This window comes from Aliiroseovarius sp. B-4, assembly GCF_056857795.1.
The window spans coordinates 443,511-461,833 of sequence record NZ_JBSXNV010000039.1 but is presented as its reverse complement, the minus strand read 5'-3'; the positions used below and the strand labels follow the sequence as shown (position 1 = coordinate 461,833).

Annotated in this window: 15 protein-coding genes, 1 tRNA gene and 1 pseudogene; 8 read left to right on the top strand and 9 right to left on the bottom strand. The window is 57.3% G+C overall.

All coding sequences use genetic code 11. The features are described from left to right. Positions 1-24 precede the first annotated feature (24 nt). The gene (locus tag AC13C8_RS13240; protein ID WP_091427884.1) at positions 25-726 is read right to left on the bottom strand and encodes a response regulator; all 702 of its coding nucleotides are present in this window, start codon (positions 724-726) and stop codon (positions 25-27) included. Continuing rightward, on the bottom strand, positions 719-1,225 hold the full coding sequence (locus tag AC13C8_RS13235; protein WP_482847733.1) for a MarR family winged helix-turn-helix transcriptional regulator: 507 nt from the start codon (positions 1,223-1,225) through the stop codon (positions 719-721). The genes AC13C8_RS13240 and AC13C8_RS13235 overlap by 8 nt, the downstream gene beginning before the upstream one ends. Positions 1,226-1,402: 177 nt before the next feature. Here AC13C8_RS13235 and AC13C8_RS13230 point away from each other — a divergent pair, with 177 nt between their 5' ends. Both AC13C8_RS13230 and AC13C8_RS13225 read left to right on the top strand, forming a co-directional pair. Next, entirely contained in the window at positions 1,403-2,269 is an 867-nt protein-coding gene (locus AC13C8_RS13230) for a branched-chain amino acid aminotransferase (protein WP_482847732.1), read from the top strand. A gap of 65 nt (positions 2,270-2,334) precedes the next feature. Continuing rightward, positions 2,335-2,775, top strand: coding sequence for a hypothetical protein (locus AC13C8_RS13225; protein WP_091427878.1), 441 nt, complete (start codon positions 2,335-2,337; stop codon positions 2,773-2,775). On the opposite strand, the gene queG is transcribed toward AC13C8_RS13225, so the two are convergent. The 5 genes from queG to AC13C8_RS13200 all read right to left on the bottom strand — a co-directional run bounded on the left by queG (position 2,772) and on the right by AC13C8_RS13200 (position 11,414). Further along, positions 2,772-3,809: a tRNA epoxyqueuosine(34) reductase QueG gene (queG, locus tag AC13C8_RS13220; RefSeq protein WP_482847730.1), complete on the bottom strand. Its 1,038-nt coding sequence runs from the start codon at positions 3,807-3,809 to the stop codon at positions 2,772-2,774. The genes AC13C8_RS13225 and queG overlap by 4 nt on opposite strands. Continuing rightward, complete coding sequence (gene fzlA / locus AC13C8_RS13215) at positions 3,806-4,471, bottom strand: FtsZ-binding protein FzlA (protein WP_091427874.1); 666 nt, start codon at positions 4,469-4,471, stop codon at positions 3,806-3,808. Before fzlA ends, queG begins: the two co-directional genes overlap by 4 nt. 54 nt (positions 4,472-4,525) lie before the next feature. Then, complete coding sequence (mtgA, locus tag AC13C8_RS13210) at positions 4,526-5,266, bottom strand: monofunctional biosynthetic peptidoglycan transglycosylase (RefSeq protein ID WP_091427872.1); 741 nt, start codon at positions 5,264-5,266, stop codon at positions 4,526-4,528. Positions 5,267-5,383: 117 nt separating this feature from the next. After that, positions 5,384-9,922, bottom strand: coding sequence for a glutamate synthase large subunit (gltB, locus tag AC13C8_RS13205; protein WP_482847729.1), 4,539 nt, complete (start codon positions 9,920-9,922; stop codon positions 5,384-5,386). Between the two features lie 58 nt (positions 9,923-9,980). After that, on the bottom strand, positions 9,981-11,414 hold the full coding sequence (locus AC13C8_RS13200) for an NAD(P)-dependent oxidoreductase (RefSeq protein WP_482847727.1): 1,434 nt from the start codon (positions 11,412-11,414) through the stop codon (positions 9,981-9,983). 221 nt (positions 11,415-11,635) lie between these two features. Here AC13C8_RS13200 and AC13C8_RS13195 point away from each other — a divergent pair, with 221 nt between their 5' ends. After that, entirely contained in the window at positions 11,636-12,439 is an 804-nt protein-coding gene (locus AC13C8_RS13195) for an undecaprenyl-diphosphate phosphatase (protein ID WP_091427866.1), read from the top strand. A gap of 48 nt (positions 12,440-12,487) precedes the next feature. Here AC13C8_RS13195 and AC13C8_RS13190 read toward each other — a convergent pair whose 3' ends face one another. After that, positions 12,488-13,474, bottom strand: coding sequence for a complex I NDUFA9 subunit family protein (locus AC13C8_RS13190; RefSeq protein ID WP_091427864.1), 987 nt, complete (start codon positions 13,472-13,474; stop codon positions 12,488-12,490). 140 nt (positions 13,475-13,614) lie between these two features. Between AC13C8_RS13190 and AC13C8_RS13185 the strand changes: the two genes are divergently transcribed. From AC13C8_RS13185 to AC13C8_RS13170, 4 genes are all read left to right on the top strand, one after another. Further along, positions 13,615-13,701: transfer RNA gene (locus AC13C8_RS13185), tRNA-Leu, on the top strand. A gap of 191 nt (positions 13,702-13,892) precedes the next feature. Next, positions 13,893-15,515 carry a PHA/PHB synthase family protein gene (locus tag AC13C8_RS13180; protein WP_482847725.1) on the top strand — a complete coding sequence of 541 codons (1,623 nt, stop codon included), beginning with the start codon at positions 13,893-13,895 and terminating at the stop codon, positions 15,513-15,515. Positions 15,516-15,518: 3 nt separating this feature from the next. Next, positions 15,519-16,349 carry an alpha/beta fold hydrolase gene (locus AC13C8_RS13175; protein WP_091427860.1) on the top strand — a complete coding sequence of 277 codons (831 nt, stop codon included), beginning with the start codon at positions 15,519-15,521 and terminating at the stop codon, positions 16,347-16,349. 474 nt (positions 16,350-16,823) lie between these two features. Beyond that, complete coding sequence (locus AC13C8_RS13170; protein ID WP_482847724.1) at positions 16,824-17,087, top strand: hypothetical protein; 264 nt, start codon at positions 16,824-16,826, stop codon at positions 17,085-17,087. Here AC13C8_RS13170 and AC13C8_RS13165 read toward each other — a convergent pair. Continuing rightward, positions 17,011-17,385: a GNAT family N-acetyltransferase gene (locus tag AC13C8_RS13165; RefSeq protein WP_482847880.1), complete on the bottom strand. Its 375-nt coding sequence runs from the start codon at positions 17,383-17,385 to the stop codon at positions 17,011-17,013. The genes AC13C8_RS13170 and AC13C8_RS13165 overlap by 77 nt on opposite strands. Before the next feature lie 14 nt (positions 17,386-17,399). Between AC13C8_RS13165 and AC13C8_RS13160 the strand changes: the two are divergent. After that, a pseudogene (locus tag AC13C8_RS13160) lies at positions 17,400-17,870 on the top strand (IS66 family transposase); the annotation flags it as partial. Positions 17,871-18,323: the final 453 nt, after the last annotated feature.

Sequence of the window (18,323 nt, the reverse complement as noted above, 5' to 3'; positions counted from 1 at the left end):
AGACGATGCGCACCGTTGCAACGATCAATCAGGCGCAAGCATATAGCCCGCGCCGCGCACTGTTTGCAGATAGCGTGGCTGTTTGGGATCGGTTTCCAGCTTGCGCCGCAACCGCGTGATCTGCACGTCTACGGCACGTTCCTGCGCTTGCCCCTGATCACGGCCCAACTGTTCGACCAGTGATGTCCGACTGACTGCATCACCGGGCGTCGCTGAAAAAATCCGCATCAATTGCGCTTCGGTTGCTGTCAGCCGCACCAGCTCTTCGCCGAACCAAAGCTCACCGCGCTCGGTGTCATAATGCTTGTCACCGAGGTTAAGCACCTTTGGCATGACCTCATCTGCAACGACCGGCATTCGGCGCAGGATCGCGTTGATGCGCAGCAGCAGTTCTTTCGGCTCAAAGGGTTTCGCCAGATAGTCATCCGCACCGGCCTCCAACCCCTTGATCCGATCCTCGGTATCGCCTTTGGCTGTCAGAAGCAGGATGGGCGTCGTCAACGTCTCGCGCAGCGACCGGGTCAGGCCAATCCCATCTTCGCCTGGCATCATCACATCCATTACGATCAGATCGAAATCCAGACCTTCCAGCAACCGGCGTGCGTGGGTTGCATCCCTTGCGGCGCTTACCCAGAACCCCTGTCGGATCAGATATTTCTGCAACAGCCTGCGAATGCGTTCGTCGTCGTCAACGATCAACAGATGCGCTTCGGTCATGTCACTCATCGACGCTATCCCTGGCCCGGTTAAAGTGATGCCGTAATTCTGGGTCCATCATTGCCTCCAGCACCGTGCGAAAGCCCTGAACCGCCTCTGGCCCGGCCTCGCGATAGGCCTGCCGCATTCGTTCGCGTTGCGCGGTGGACAAATCCTGCTCTAGCGCAGCGCCGCTTTCGGTCAGGAACAGATGGCGTTCGCGTTTGTCGCGCGTGCCCACACGGCTTTCGACCAGCCCGTCATCAATCAAGGTGCGCAGCACTCGATTAAGCGATTGCTTGGTCACACCCAGAATGGACAACAGGTTGTTCACGGTGGTGCCCGGCGCCCGGCTGATGAAGTGAAGCGCCCGGTGGTGGGCTCGCCCCAGTCGATATTCATCAAGAATGCGGTCCGGGTCTGCGGTGAACCCGCGATAGGCGAAGAACATCGCCTCGATGCCTTTGCGCAATTGCTCATCCGTCAAGAACAGAAGCGTCTGCCCACCCGGTGTCTGCATATCCGCCATTGTCGGCCTCATCACAATTCATGTTACAGGTCCTAGTTTTATGTCAGTGTTGTTGACTTTCCAAGAATCAATTGTTAGCGAAATGCTGATTTTGCGTAATTTAATATCCAATATGGACCTAATCTGCGCAACTTTTGCAAATATGCCCAAGGGCGACAGACTGGAAAGGACTGGAACATGAGCGGATATGATGACCGTGACGGTAAGATCTGGATGGACGACCAGTTGGTCGAATGGCGTGACGCGAATGTTCATATTCTGACCCACGCGCTGCACTATGCGTCCTCTGTGTTCGAGGGTGAGCGCCTGTATGACGGCAAGATTTTCCTGTCGCGCAAACACTCGGAACGGCTGCTGAAATCGGGCGAGATGATGGACATGCCCATCCCCTATTCTGTCGACGAGATCGAAGCCGCGAAACAGGCCGTGGTTGCGGCGAACAACCTGACCAATGCCTATGTGCGTGTGGTGGCATGGCGTGGCGCAGGTGAAGACATGGGTGTCTCATCCGCGCGCAACCCGGTGCGGATGGCGGTGGCAGCCTGGGCCTGGGGCGATTATTACGGCGACGCCAAGATGCAGGGCGCGAAGCTGGACATCGCGAAGTGGAAACGCCCATCGCCCGAAACCATTCCGACCGCTGCCAAGGCCGCCGGTCTTTACATGATATGCACCATGTCCAAGCACGCTGCCGAAGCCAAAGGTTGCTCGGACGCGTTGTTTATGGATTATCGCGGCTATGTGGCTGAAGCGACCGGTGCCAACGTGTTTTTCGTGAAGGATGGCGAGGTGCACACGCCGCTGCCCGATGCGATCCTGAACGGGCTGACACGTCAGACTGTGATCGGCATGCTGAAAAGCCGTGGCATCACCGTTCACGAACGCCATATCATGCCGGAAGAGATGGAAGGCTTCGAACAATGTTGGCTGACCGGTTCAGCAGCCGAAGTAACTCCGGTGGGTCAGATCGGCGACCATAAGTTCGAAGTTGGCGCCCTGACCCGCGATATTGCGGAAAGCTATGAAAAATTGGTGCGCAGCTAAGACCCTTTAACACTTCATGAACCTGCCCGTCCTATCCTGCCCGCAAAGCGGGGTAGGAGCCGGGCATGTTTGCGCGACGCGGGGTCAGATTGCTGGCGGGGATCATCGGCGTGATCGCCTTGCCCAGCGTGGTGGCATTGGGGTGGTATTCTTACACCAAAGATCCGACATTGCGCCCGCTTGGCATCACCAAGGCGGCGTTGATCGACAACGACCCCGGACAACCGTCCGAGGTGATCGCCCGGGTCAAATGGGGCATGACCGACAACCGCGACTCCGGCAAGGCATTCGCGCAATCTCTGGTGCGCGCCTTTGACGTAAAGCAGGTCGACTTGCGCGTGATCGTGACCGACAGCACGGAAGATGCGACGACAATCATATACGAAGTCGGTGCATCACGCATCGGCCCCTATCCAAAAGACAAGGCCGTCAAAGGGGTGAATGCCGCTATCGCCGCATATCACATGCTGACAAATAACGCAGCACCGGCCACGCCCGAGGATTAGGCCCCTGACAGTTTGCCAACCGCCCAGCGTGCAGCATCCGCGACAACCGGATCGTCGCTGTCCGCATGGGCCTGTGCGTGGGGCAGCAAGGACGACTTCCCCGAGTTGCCAATCGCATACAGCACATTCCGCAAGAACCGAGACAAACCGATCCGCTTGATCGGACTGCCGGAGAAATGCGCCCGGAAGCCCGCGTCGTCGAACCCAACCAGATCCGCCAGTTTTGGCACCACCAGATCCTCGCGCGCGGCATAGCGCATCTCGGACGCCTCGACCGCGAACTTGTTCCACGGGCAGGCGGCAAGGCAATCGTCGCAGCCATAGATACGATTACCCAGCTGCGACCGCAGCGGTTCGTCCACCGGCCCTTTGTGCTCGATCGTCAGATAGGAAATGCAGCGGCGGGCATCCAGTTGAAACGGTGCGGGAAAGGCATCAGTCGGGCAAACATCAAGACAGGCAGTGCAAGACCCGCATTTCTCTCGCGCCGGTTCGTCCGTTGGCAGGTCCAGCGTGGTGAAGATCGCACCCAGAAAGAACCAGTTGCCCAGTTCGCGCGACAAAAGATTGGTGTGTTTACCCTGCCACCCCAGCCCCGCCGCAGCGGCCAGCGGTTTCTCCATCACCGGGGCGGTATCCACGAACACTTTGATCTCACCTCCAAAGCTGTCGATCATCCAGCGACCTACCCGCTTCAGCCGCTTCTTGACGATGTCGTGGTAGTCCTTGTTTTGCGCATAAACGCTGATCGCCGCGCGGTCAGACTGTCCGATCACATCCATCGGATCGTGAGACGGCGTGTAGGGTTCGGCCAACATAATGACGGTGCGTGCCTCGGGCCAAAGGGCGGCGGGATTGCCGCGCCAATGCATCCGTTCGCCCATCCATAGCATATCGCCATGCCGCCCCTCGGCGACGAAGGTATCCAACCGATCGGCAATCTGGGGCACGCTGTCAGGGCGGCAGAACCCTGCTTGTGCGAAACCTTCTTCAAGGGCTTTGTCGATAATGGCCTGCCGTATCTCGGCGGTCAAAAATCAAGGTCCGAATAGTGTGGTGGCTGCGGAAAGCCCGGTATCTGGTCGGCCAGGATCGACCGGAAAGCCGGGCGCGATTTGATCTTGGCATACCATTCACGCACATTCTCGTTACGGTTCCAGTCCACATCGCTGATGTAATCCAGCGATGAAAGATGCGCTGCCGCTGCAAAATCGGCCAGCGTCATCGTATTGCCCGCCAGCCAACGGCGTTGTTCCAACAGCCAACCCATGTAATCGAGGTGAAACTTTATCGCCTTGGCACCCGCCTTGATGTTGCGGCTTTCGGGATAGCCCGCGCCCATCACCTTCTTGTTGACCCGTTCATACAGAAGGTTCGACGTCACTTCGTTGTGGAACTTGTCATCAAACCAACTGACCAACCGGCGCACTTCATAGCGACCTTCGGGATCGGACGGCAGAAGTGCCGGGTCGGGGTGGCGTTCTTCGATATACTCGCAGATCGGGCCGCTTTCACTGAGCAGCTTGCCGTCCATCTTCAGGATCGGCACCTTGCCTGCCGGGTTGCGAAGCAGAAAGTCTTTGCCCCGCTCCCAATACTTTTCCTCAACCAGTTCAACCTCGATCTTTTTCTCGGCAAGCGACAGGCGCACCTTGCGGCAGAACGGGGACAGGGGGACGTGGAATAGTCGGTTCATGGTGTGTGCCAGCGATCTTTCTTTTGTCCGTATTGCCGCGTTTGCGTCACGGGATCAATCCTCGAAACACGAGGACCGCCCATCCGCGCGGATCGTAGCCGCCCCATCGACAATGGATTGCGCCCGTTTGCGTACAAATGCCGATGGACGCGAGGCTGACCGCTCCTTGGGATTGGGCAGAAGGGCAGCCAGTCGCGCCGCCTGCACGGCGGTCAGTTTTTCCGGCCCGACGCCAAAGTAATGACGCGCGGCAGCTTCCACGCCAAAGACGCCTTCGTCAAACTCGGCGACGTTCAAATAGACCTCGATAATCCGCCGCTTGGTCCAGACCAGTTCGACGAAGGGTGTAATGGCCGCCTCAAGCGCTTTGCGCGGCCACGAGCGACCGTGCCACAGATAGACATTCTTCACGACCTGCTGTGTCAGGGTCGATGCCCCGCGTGATCCACCATCGTCAATCGCGGCCCGAATGGCGCGCATGTCGAACCCCCAATGTCCGCAAAAATTCGCATCTTCGGCGGCCACGACGGACCGCGCCATGACAGGCGCGACCTCGTCCAGATCGACCCATTGGCGATCCGCCCAACCCAAGCGCATTTTTTCGCTTACAATGTGTGGCGTGGTCGGCGGGTTGATAAAGGCATAGCCCACGATGCCAGCGGCGAAGAAACAAATGAAGGCTAGAAAAACACGTTTGATCCAAAGCCTGATCCATTCGATTGGATGAAGCTTTATGCGCTTTTTCTTTGGCGCCTTTTTTTTGCCTGTCGGCTTTTTTCTTGCTGCTCGTGCCACGTATCTTTCAGACCATGATGCGACGACCCGGTCAAGATACGCGATGGGTGGTGGTGACACATGAAAACGTCCGCCAGAGAGGCGGACGTTTACGTTTCCACTGTCGTCACTTCGGCGCTATTGGGCGGGAATAGCATTCGCTTCGATGCTCAGCGGCGCCGGAAGCCGTTCCAGCATCTCAATTGGGCAGACCTGAACGAAGTTCCCGATCTCAAGATCCCAGTGGCGCAAGATTTCCGTTGCCAACTGGCTGCGGGTTTCTTCCGCATGGCGTTCGACCAGCGATTTCAGTTGCGCTTCCCAATGGTCGACCGTGACCAGGTTGGTCACAAGGCTTTCCATGTTCATGTATTTCTGCGCAACGCCATCCGGGTCATAAAGATAGGCCATGCCACCCGTCATGCCCGCGCCAAAGTTGGACCCGATAGAGCCAAGGATGACGGCAACCCCGCCGGTCATGTATTCACACCCGTTCGAGCCGCAGCCTTCGATCACCACATGGGCGCCCGAGTTGCGTACTGCGAACCGCTCACCTGCCCGCCCGGCGGCGAACAGATGGCCGTCGGTTGCACCATAAAGCACCGTGTTGCCGATGATCGTGTTGTCCTTGGCGACCAAGGGGCTGGACAGCGGCGGGCGCACCACGATGGTGCCACCGGACAGACCTTTGCCAACATAATCGTTGGCGTCCCCCGACACTTCGATTTTCAGGCCCGGTGCCGCGAACGCGCCCAACGATTGACCAGCAGAGCCTTGCAGCTTCACGGTCAGGTGGTCAGGTTGCAGGCTGTTGCGCATACCAAACCGTTTGACAATATGGCTGGAAATGCGCGTGCCAACCGTCCGGTGTGTGTTCTGCACCGTGTAGGAAAGCTGCATCTTCTCGCCATCCTCAAGGAAGCGATGGGCATCGCGAACGATCTCGGCGTCCAGCGTATCGGGCACCGCGTTGCGGTCGCGGTTGCGGTTGTAAACGATCTTGTCCGCCCCATCGACAACCAGCAGTAACGGGTTCAGGTCAAGGTCATCCAGATGGGCCGAGCCACGGCTGACTTGGCTCAGCAGGTCTGCACGCCCGATCACCTCGTCCAGCGACCGCGCCCCGATCGAAGCAAGGATTTCGCGCACTTCCTGCGCGTAGAAGGTGATCAGGTTGACGACCTTGTCGGCGCTGCCGGTAAATTTCTTGCGCAGGTCTTCATCCTGCGTGCAGACACCAACCGGGCAGGTGTTCGACTGGCACTGACGCACCATGATACAACCCATGGCGATCAGGGCCGCGGTGCCGATGCCGTATTCTTCGGCCCCCATCATCGCGGCCATGACGATATCACGACCCGTGCGCAGGCCACCATCGGTGCGCAAAGTCACACGGTCGCGCAGGTTGTTCATCGCCAGCACCTGATGCGCTTCGGTCAAACCCATTTCCCACGGCAGACCCGCGAATTTGATCGAGGTCGCAGGCGATGCGCCCGTGCCGCCATTGTGGCCCGAAATCAGGATCACATCGGCCTTGGCCTTCGCAACACCGGCGGCAATCGTGCCAACGCCCGAGGCTGCCACCAGCTTCACCGTCACCTTGCATCGCGGGTTGATCTGCTTGAGGTCATAGATCAGCTGCGCCAAATCCTCGATCGAGTAAATGTCATGATGTGGTGGCGGCGAAATCAGTGTCACGCCTTTTGTCGAGTGGCGCAAACGCGCAATCAGGTCTGTGACCTTCATGCCGGGCAGCTGCCCCCCCTCGCCGGGTTTCGCACCTTGCGCGACCTTGATTTCAAGCTCTTCACACTGGTTCAGGTATTCGGCGGTCACACCAAATCGGCCCGACGCGACCTGCTTGATCTTCGCAGACGGGTTGTCACCATTCGGTTCCGGGTGGAAATGCGCGGGGTCTTCACCGCCCTCGCCCGAATCCGACTTGGCGCCGATGCGGTTCATGGCGACATTCAGCGTCTTGTGTGCCTCGGGGCTGAGCGCGCCAAGCGACATGCCGGGCGTCACAAACCGTTTGCGGATCGCATTGATGCTTTCAACTTCCTCTATGGGCACTGACTTGCCCAAGGGCTTGATGTCCAGCAGATCACGCAGATGGATCGGTGGGTTGGCCCGCATCCTCGCAGAATACTGCCTCCACATCTCGAATGACGCGCGATCGCACGCCGATTGCAGCAGGTGCATGGTTTGCGCTTCCCACGCGTGCGTTTCACCCGACCGACGCGCCTTATAAAAACCGCCCACCGGCAGAACCCGATTGCCACTGCCAAAGCCTGCCGCGTGCACATCTTCCAGTTTTTTCTGAATCCCGTTCACACCGATGCCGGAGATCCGCGAGGTCATGCCAGGGAAATACTCTGCAACCATAGCGCGGCTCAGCCCCACGGCCTCAAAATTCAGGCCGCCACGATAGGACGAGATGACCGAGATACCCATCTTCGCCATGATCTTCAACAGACCCTGATCAATCGCTTCGCGATACCGGCGTACGGCTTCGGTCAACGAGCAATCCAACAGACCACGATCAATCCGATCCGCCAGCGAATCTTCTGCCAGATATGCGTTGACCGTTGTCGCACCACAGCCCACCAAGACCGCGAAGTAATGCGGGTCCAGACACTCTGCGGACCGCACATTGATCGAACAGAACGTGCGCAGCCCCTTCTTCACCAACCAGCTGTGAATGGCCGATGTCGCAAGGATCATCGGCATCGCTATGCGATCTTCGCCCTGCCCCTGATCGGTCAGAACAAGATGCCCAGCACCCGAGCGCACGGCATCTTCGGCCTTGGCGCGAATATCATCCAGTGCAATGCGTAACGCGCCTTCGCCCCCATCCGCAGGGAAGGTGCAGTCAATTTCGACCATCTGGGCGTTAAAGGCTTCTGTCAGTTTCTCGAATTGCTGGTTTGCAACAAACGGGCTTTCCAGAACGATAATTGCGGTCTGGGCACCGCTTTCATCCAGCACGTTCTTCAGGTTGCCAAACCGCGTTTTCAGTGACATCACGCGGAATTCGCGCAAACTATCGATGGGTGGGTTCGTCACCTGGCTGAAGTTCTGACGGAAGAAATGGCTGAGCGGGCGGTATTTGGTCGACAGCACCGCCGACGGCGTGTCATCGCCCATAGACGCAAGAGACTCTTTCCCATCCTCGGCCATCGGTGCAAGGATTTGTTCCAGCTCTTCCAGAGTGTATCCTGCGGCAAGTTGACGGCGGCGCAGGTCTTCACCGGAATAGATCGGCTTTTCCTCAACCGAAGTAAACTCTTCTCCCAGATCGTTGATCTTGCCGACCCATTCACCAAAGGGCAGCGAAGCCGACAAACGATCTTTGATCTCGGTGTCGTGATACAGCTTGCCTTCGACCGTATCGACAGCCAGAAGCTGCCCCGGACCAAGCGCGCCTTTTTCCACAATGCCAGCCTCGTTGATCGGCACCATCCCGGCTTCGGACCCGGCAATCACCAGCCCTTCACCCGTTACGACATAGCGCATCGGGCGCAAACCATTACGGTCAAGCCCGGCACACACCCAGCGACCATCGGTCATGGCAAGGGCGGCAGGACCATCCCATGGCTCCATCACCGAGTTACAATAGGAGTACATGTCCTTCCACGCTTCGGGCAGTTCGATCGCCTGCTTCGACCAGCTTTCCGGCACCAGCATGGTTTTCGCCATGGGGGCTGAGCGACCTGCACGCACCAGAACCTCGAACACAGCGTCCAGCGCCGCCGAGTCGGATGACCCGCCCGGCACAATCGGCTTGATGTCTTCGGCCAGATCGCCAAAAGCCGACGAGGCCATGCGGATCTCGTGGCTTTTCATCCAGTTCAGGTTGCCCTTCAGCGTATTGATCTCTCCGTTATGAGCCAACATGCGGAACGGTTGTGCCAACCACCATTGCGGGAACGTGTTCGTGGAATAGCGCTGGTGGTATATCGCAAACGTCGAAATGAACCGCTCGTCCATCAGGTCGGGATAGAAAACGGCAACCTGTTCGGCCAGCATCATGCCTTTATAGATGATCGACCGGCACGACAGAGATGCGATATACAGCCCGTTGATCTGTGAAGACGCGGCCGCTTTTTCAATTCGGCGGCGGATCACGTAAAGCTCGCGTTCAAACGTGTCCTCGTCGACACCTTTCGAATTCGAAATCATGATCTGTTCGATCTCAGGGCGTGTCGCGTTGGCTTTTTCACCCAGACAGGTGATGTCCACAGGCACGTGCCGCCAACCATAGATGTGATAGCCCATGCGCAGAATTTCGGACTCCACGATGGTCCGGCACGCTTCCTGTGCACCAAAATCCGTGCGCGGCAGGAACACCTGACCAACCGCGATCAACTGATCTTCGTGCGGTTCGTGTCCGGTGCGGCGAATCTGGTCATAGAAGAACGGAACGGGGATCTGGATATGAATACCCGCCCCGTCACCGGTCTTGCCGTCAGCATCAACAGCACCGCGGTGCCAGATGGCCTTCAGCGCGGCGATTCCCGCTTCGACCACATCACGCGACGCTTTGCCTTCGATCGACACGACCAGACCCACACCACAAGAGCTGTGTTCGTCCTGTTCGCGATACAGGCTGTGCTCGGTCATGAATTTGCGCTTGGCTTCCTCGCGGCGGACCCAGTCGGCATCATATTTCGTCATCTCGGTTCTCCTCTCGGACGGGCGGGGGTGCATTGACCCGGATGGCCCGGAAAATTCGTTATTCGGCGGCAAGCGCGCGGGCGGCATCGAGGCGGGCCAGAATGTTGGCCCCTGCTTCGCGCCCATCGCGGATGGCCCAAACCACCAGCGAGGCACCACGCACGATGTCGCCCACTGCCCAGACGCCATCCAGATCAGTCTGGTGTGTCTCAAACGCGGCCTTCACGGTGCCCCAGCGGGTGACAGTCAGTTCCTTTTCGTCCCACAGGGTTGGCAGGTCTTCAGGTTCGAAGCCCAGCGCCTTGATGACCAGATCGGCCTCTTCAGTGTATTCCGAGCCTTCGATCACCTCGGGACTTCGGCGACCTGTCGCGTCAGGCGCGCCAAGGCGCATCTTCTGCACCATTACGCCCGTGACCGGATCGCCGGTGAACCCTTTGGGTGCGGACAGCCAGACAAATTCGACGCCCTCTTCCTCGGCGTTTTGGGTCTCGCGCTGTGATCCCGGCATATTTGCTCGGTCGCGACGATACAGACATTTCACTGATTTCGCGCCCTGCCGAATGGCGGTGCGCACACAATCCATCGCGGTATCGCCACCGCCGATCACCACAACATTTTTGCCATCCGCGTTCAACTGTCCGCTGTCGAACGCAGGAACCGTATCCCCGAAGCTGAGTTTGTTTGAACAGGTCAGGTAATCCAACGCGGGAACAATCCCCTCGGCACCAGCCCCCGGCCCGGACAAATCACGGCCTTTGTAAACACCGGTTGCCAGCAGAACCGCGTCATGAATGGCGCGGATATCCTGAAAGCTGATGTCTTTTCCGACATTGCAGTTAAGAACGAACTCGACTCCGGCATCTTCCAGCAACTTAACGCGGCGCATCACCACGTCTTTTTCAAGTTTGAAACCCGGAATGCCATAGGTCATCAGCCCGCCGGCACGGTCATGACGATCATAGATGGTCACGTTCACACCCGCACGCACCAGAACATCCGCCGCCGCCAAACCGCCCGGACCGGCACCGATGATCGCAACGCTTTCGTCGCGATTGGCCGACGGCGTGATCGCTTCAACCCAACCGTTGTCCCACGCCGTGTCGGTAATATACTTCTCGACCGCGCCGATGGTGACGGTGCCGTGGCCCGATTGTTCGATCACGCAATTGCCTTCGCACAGACGGTCCTGTGGGCAGATACGGCCACAGATTTCCGGGAAACTGTTGGTGGACTGGCTCAGTTCATAGGCTTCCTTCAACCGGCCCGTTGCAGTCATGCGCAACCAGTCGGGGATGTTATTGTGCAGCGGGCAGTGCGTCTGGCAATAGGGCACACCACATTGGCTGCACCGGCTGGCTTGCTCGGCAGCTTTCTGGGCCGCAAACTCGGCATAGATTTCGTGAAAGTCATCCTTGCGCGCATCAGCCGCCCGCTTTTCAGGCATATCCCGCTCGACATCCACAAATTTCAACATAGGCTGCTTGGCCATCCTGGCTCTCCGTCAATTTGGCTCGGTCCTGCGCTTTTAATGAAGGCATACATATATTAAAAGACAGTCTTACTGACCTATATGGCATTCTCAAGCATATTTTTTCCCAGTTTCTGGAAATATAGATCATTATTAGGTCAGCTTTAATTACCTTTTATTCCCCTTCCCTTTCCATATGGCTTGTTTAGCTTGCGCGACAACATACTTCAGAAGGCTCCCGCATGACCCTTGCCCATTTGTTTCTTGTCGCCGTGCTACAGGGAATCACCGAATTTCTGCCGGTTTCCTCGTCTGGGCACCTTGCCCTGATTCCGTACCTGACCACCCTTCCAGATCAGGGGCAAACCATTGATGTCGCCGTGCATGTGGGCACGTTGGGTGCGGTGGTCCTGTTCTTCTGGCGCGATGTACGCATGGGGCTTGCCGGTGTGCCACGGATGTTGACGGGACGCATTGATACGCCCGGCGCACGGCTGGCGTTCCTGCTGGCCATCGCAACGATCCCCGCCATCGCGATTGGCTTGGTTCTGAAACTGACCGGGCTGAACGATGCGATGCGATCGGTCAAAGTCATCGCATGGACGATGATCCTGTTCGGGCTGGTGCTGTATTGGGTCGATCATAAAGGCGCGTCTGAAAAGAAGGCCGATGACTGGACGCTGCGGGACGCAATCATCATGGGGCTTTGGCAGGCGCTGGCGCTGATCCCCGGAACATCACGATCCGGCGCAACCATCTCGGGCGCGCGCGCCCTGGGATATGCGCGACATGACGCGGCAAAACTGTCGATGCTGATGTCGATCCCGACAATCTTTGCATCCGGCGTTCTGCTGGGGTCCGAAGTCGTCGCCACCGCCAACATGCAAGTCGCCAAGGACGGCGCCATCGCGGCGGTGCTGGCCTTTGTATCAGCCCTTCTGGCGCTCAGCCTGATGATGCGGTTGCTCAGATCTGTCAGCTTCACGCCTTATGTGATCTATCGGATTGCGCTGGGGGCCGTGTTGCTGTTCATCGCCTACCAATGAAAAAGGCGCGGACCCTGCCGCGCCTTCGAAATCTCGTGAACCCAAGCGTCAGCCATTGGTGCGCAGGTTCTTTGCCGAAGCCTGAATGGCCGCATATTGACCATTGTGGCGGAACCGCCAGAGGTAATCCGGCAGGATCGCTTCCGTCGCTGTCGGCGTGATCCCCAGTTCAGCAAACCCCTTGGCATCGTCAGCCACCACGTTGTCATGCGCCAGCGATCGCACCTGATCGCGGGTCAGCGGCGCTTTGATCAAGCCTCCCGACATCCACTGGATGAAGTCAAAAACAGCCGCTTGCAGCTTTGCAATCCCGAACGGCAGATTGATAACTGCACGGCGGCGTTGCACCACCTCCAGCATTTCGTCAATCAGCTCTCGCAAGGTCGCCACATCAGGTCCACCCAGTTCATAGATACCCGGCTCGACCTGGCCCAGCACGGCCTTTTCTGCGGCAGCGGCAACATCATCCACGTAAACGGGCTGAAAGCGTGTATCGCCACCGGTGATTGGCAGGATCGGACCAAAGCGTGTCATGCCGGCGAACCGGTTGAAGAACTCATCCTCGGACCCAAAAATGACCGAGGGGCGCAGGATCACCGCGCTCGGAAACGCAGCTCGCACACCTGCTTCGCCCTGCGCTTTTGTTCGCGCATATTCGCTGTCGCTGTTCGCGTCCGCGCCGATGGCGGACAATTGCACCATCTGCGCCACGCCTTGCTCTGCCGCGATCCGCGCCACCCGCTCGGCACCGTCATGATGCACAGCGTCAAAATTGTTCTTGCCAATCGAGTTCAGCACACCAACGCAGTTGACCACCGCATCCGCACCCATCATCGCAGCGCGCACCGAAGCGTCATCGCGAATGTTGCACAGAACAGGCTCGACCTGTCCGACCGCGCCATAGGGTTTGACGAACAGGGCTTCGTTTGGCCTGCGCACAGCAACGCGCACGCGCCACCCCTGCTTGGCTAAGCGGCGCGCTATATAGCGCCCGACAAAGCCCGAACCGCCATAGATGGTGACAAGCTTGGACATGGTAGCTCTCCTTGAAAACCTTGGGCTTTGAATAGCTTTCCACGCGGCTTTGGGCAAGTCGCAAACGGATTTCTTGGAATCCCCGCGAATCCGGTTGACAGTATCGGCAACGCCCTTTACATCGCGGCCTCACCAACCGTGCCCAGATGGCGGAATTGGTAGACGCGCTAGCTTCAGGTGCTAGTGTCCGTATGGACGTGGAGGTTCGAGTCCTCTTCTGGGCACCATTTTTCCGACATGGCAATCCCCTACGCTCGGCAACAATGCCAGTTTTTCGGTTGAGCGTCGGACGCCTTCTTTCTTCGCGCCGTCGCTGATACAAAAAACCACGCGCACTCGCAGGGCTTGCAAAATTCGTGAAGCATTTCCCTGACAGGGTCGCGCGTGAAAATGCGGTGCAAGCGGAAAGGCAGAGGACATGTCCAAGGATCTCTTCAAACTGTTCGAAGCTATGAACAAATCGGACAATACCGTCTTTGCAGACTGGGCCAATACGATGCTCAGATATCAAAGCGACATGGCAAAACTTTGGATGGGCACCGCCCTCCATGGCGAGGCCGCTGCCGCCGAAACGCGCGACCGCCGTTTTGGAGCAGAGGCATGGAACGAAGGGATATTCCCGATCCTGCGCCATTCCTACGAGCTAACCTCCAAAGCTATGGTGGACATGGCAGACAAGGCCGGGTTGCCCGATCAGGAGCAGGAAAAGCTTAGCTTCTATGCCCGCATTGCCGCCGACAACATGGCGCCGTCAAACTTCCTGCTGACCAATCCCGAAGCCCAGCAACTGGCGAAGGAAACCGGGGGGCAAAGCCTGTTTGACGGGTATCAGAACCTGCTGGCCGATCTTGAGAAAGGCTATATCTCGACCACGGATGAAGCGGCGTTCGAGGTGGGCAAGAACCTTGCCACGACGCCCGGCGCGGTGATTTTCCGCAACGAGTTGATCGAGCTGATCCAATACGAACCAATGACCGCCAAGACCCGCAAGGCACCGATCCTGATCGTTCCGCCATGCGTCAATAAATTCTATATCTTCGACCTGAATGAAAAGAAGTCGATGATCCGTTACCTGCTTGAACAAGGGCAAAGCGTTTACACCATCGCGTGGCGCAATCCGGGTCCAGAGATGGGCGACCATAGCTGGGACGACTATATCTCGGACGGGATATTCGAGGCGGTGAAGGTCACATCCGCGGTCAGCAAATCCAACGCGATCGATATTCTGGGCTGGTGCAATGGCGGCACGATGCTGACCGCGGCGCTTGCGGTCATGCCCAAGGCGTTGAAATCCAAGTTGGGCACCGCGACTTTCCTGTCGTCGCTGATCGACTTCTCTGATCCCGGACAGATCAAGGTGTTCATCGACGAACCACAGGTCGAGATCTACAACCAGCGTCTGAAGGCCGAGAAACTCGCTCCGGGTCGCGACATCGCCAATGCGATGGCAATGCTGCATGTCAACGAATCCATCTGGAACTTCGTGGTGTCCAACTATCTGATGGGCAAATCACCTGCGCCGTTTGACGTGCTGTATTGGAACGCCGACACCTCGAACCTGCCCGCCAAATGGTACAGCTATTTCATTGAAGAGATGTATATGGCGAACAAGCTGAAAGACCCCGGCGCACTGACCCTGTGTGGCACCCCGGTCGATACGCGCAACATAGACCTGCCCTGCTATTTCCTGGCCGCAGACGGCGACCATATCGTGCCGTGGAAAACCTCCTATACCGCGACCGGGCTGGTGTCTGGCCCGAGCGAGTTCGTGTTGACCACCGGCGGGCATGTGTCGGGCACCGTGATCAACCACCCCGCCAATAGCCGACGCCAGTTCTGGACTGGCGGCAAAACGACGGGCGATGCCGAGACCTGGCAGGAGAGCGCCAAACTGACCGATGGCAGCTGGTGGCCGCATTGGCTGAACTGGCTGGACGCTCGGAACCCGGCCGAGCGTGGCGCAAAACCCAAGACGCTGGGCAACAAGACTTATGCCCCGATGGATCCCGCCCCCGGCACCTATGTGCTAGAGGGTGTGTGAGGCATGAAAGATCTGAACGCCACCAACCCGCACCCGGACATCACCTTCAACATCGTTACAGTCGATGATACGTCTGTCCGCTATCTGCGGCGCGATGGCCCGGATAACGCCCCGCCGCTGTTAATCTTTAACGGACTGGGACAGTCACTTGAAGTGCTTTTACCGCTGGTAGACGAGTTAAAAAACCGCACCATAGTTGCCTTCGATATGCCCGGGATCGGGCGCACACCAATGATCGAAGGCATGGCCACAATCCCCGACTATGCGGGTTTTGCCTTGCGTGTTTTGGACCGGTTGAAGATCGAACGGTTCGACATTCTGGGCATTTCCTGGGGCGGGGCAGTAGCGCAGCAATTGGCCCGCGACACGCCCGGTCGCGTGGGTAAACTGGTGCTGGCCATCACCTCGGCGGGCGGGATTGGCAGTTGGTGGGGCACCCCGATTGCCCTGTCCGAGATCATGTTCCCGATGCGCTATATCAGCAAAACCTACGGCAACTTCATCGGCCCTTTGATGTATGGGGGAGAAGCAATTTTCACCCCGACAGATTTCCGCGAGTATTCCAAACACGCCATTGCGCCCAGCCCGGATGGGTATTTCACACAGGTGCGCGCCATGTGCAGCTGGACCAGCCTGCCGTGGCTGCGCCAACTGTCGCAAAAGACCCTGATCATCGCGGGTCAATATGACGGGCTGATCCCGATCACCAATCAGATCCTGCTGGCCAACATGATGCAGAACGCCCGTTTAGAGGTATACCAGGCCGGCCATCTGCTGATGTATTCCCGACGCAAGGATGTGGGCGTGACCATCGGGGCGTTTCTGGACGCTTGATGCAGAAACCTCTCCGCTTCTATCGAAGCGGAGAGGTGGTTCGTGTGCAGTTTTACTGCATGGGTACCTCATTGTTCTCATTATATTCTATCTTGCTTATCTGTGGGTAGGTTTTAAGAACCACTCAACCAGAACTAGCTTGATAAAGATCATCATTTTCAAAGATTTTCACGGTTCAAGCTTCTGAAGATCACACCCGAGATATCAGCTGTTTGGGCTGCCGTCGTTCTTTATCCCAGGTTTGTTCATTTTGGTTTATACAAATGTCCGATAACTATTCCTCCCCAACCAAAAATATCCGATTTCTGTAACCATCGTCGACGTGGATGCTGAACCGAATCAGAAGTCACGCACATCACTTCCATCTTAAGGGAAACTCCATGCGCTGATCATTTGAGAAACCACCGGGCTATTACGTGAGATTTTGCAGGAACCAAGACCGATCATGCACTAACATTCAAACAGGACCCTCAGGTGGGGCCGGTCATACGAGCTAATGCAAAAGCAAAAAGGTTCTCAGACCTGTTCGTGGCAGAAGCATCGGGTTCTAGCGACGCAGTACCTATTTTCCATGCCGACCAACAAAGCGGATCGCTCTCGGTGGATATCGAATCCGCGCATTTGCTGCGCTCGTCACCACTGTCGGAAAACGGGGCTGAGATTAAAGATATGCCCGATACACCTTTTGTCGGTTCGGCTCAAAAACTGTCTGTGCAAAGCCGCAAGTTTCACCGATGATCTCTTTGGTCATGGATGTCATTGTTGGCCAATAGGGGTGTAGAACAGCTTCAGTGGCGTCTTGATCAATGGAGAGCAATGCGTTGTGCTTGGTGGCGAGATGCCTCATGCGGCTATTCTCTTTGAGACACGTCATGTGAATCGTTCTGACACCTCGATTCTGAGCCATTGCAAGAACGCGTTCAAAAATCGCGTTTCCTATCCCGATGTTTTGCCATTCAGATTCAACAGAAATTGCTATCTCCGCTTCCGAAGGCCAAGACAGTAAAAAACCGTGAAGTTCAGCGACACCTCGCAGCCGCCCATGTGTAAATCCGAGCCCTGTATCAGATCGAAAAGGACATTCGCGGTCAAAGCCCCGCGGATCGGCTGGCAGCGAGACAGGAACGTTCGAAACCGATAATCAAACAAATGGAAATATGGCTTCAGGAAAGCCGTGCCCGCGTGTCGGCCAAATCCCCGATCGGCGAAGCCCTCAAATACATCGCCAAGTATTGGCCCGGGCTTGTCGCATTCCTCGATGACGGTCGAGTAGAGCTGGATTCCAACACCGTCGAACGAACAATCCGGCCGATCGCTCTCAATCGCAAGAACGCTCTCTTTGCCGGGCACGATGCCGGAGCCCAAAACTGGGCAATGCTGGCGTCACTGATCGAGACATGTAAGCTCAACTCCGTTGATCCGCACGCGTGGCTGACCGCTACGCTTCAAGCCATCGTCAACGGACACAAACAATCTATGATCCACGAACTTATGCCGTGGAACTATGGCCCCACCGTGTGACCGGGAAACCGCTTACGGATGTCGCTGACAATCAAGCTATAGGGTCACGGGCGAAGGGTTCCGACTAAAGTTCTGAAGGGTGAACAGCGAGGGAAAATACAACGGAAGCCGGAAGGGCCCTTCGGAGCGTGTAAATCTGGGATGGAGGATGCCCAGAACGCGCGCTATGGGCATCTGCTTGCTGGCATGGCTGTAATGTCGTGCAGTTGGTCATAGGCTCTTTGCTCAGCGCCTCTTTTGTGCGTCACATAGAATACGTGCCCGATCCCGTCGGATCGAGGTCAATCGCCGACACCCAATCCCGAACAAGCCGCGCATACTGCCGTGGCAATATATGCGGCCTGTCGTGGAACCTACTTGAGAACAGGAAGGAGCACCGGAACATCTCCGGGCTGCGCATCTGACTCCAGATCGTATCCCGGTTGTTTTTGAGATCCATCATTGCTTTTGACC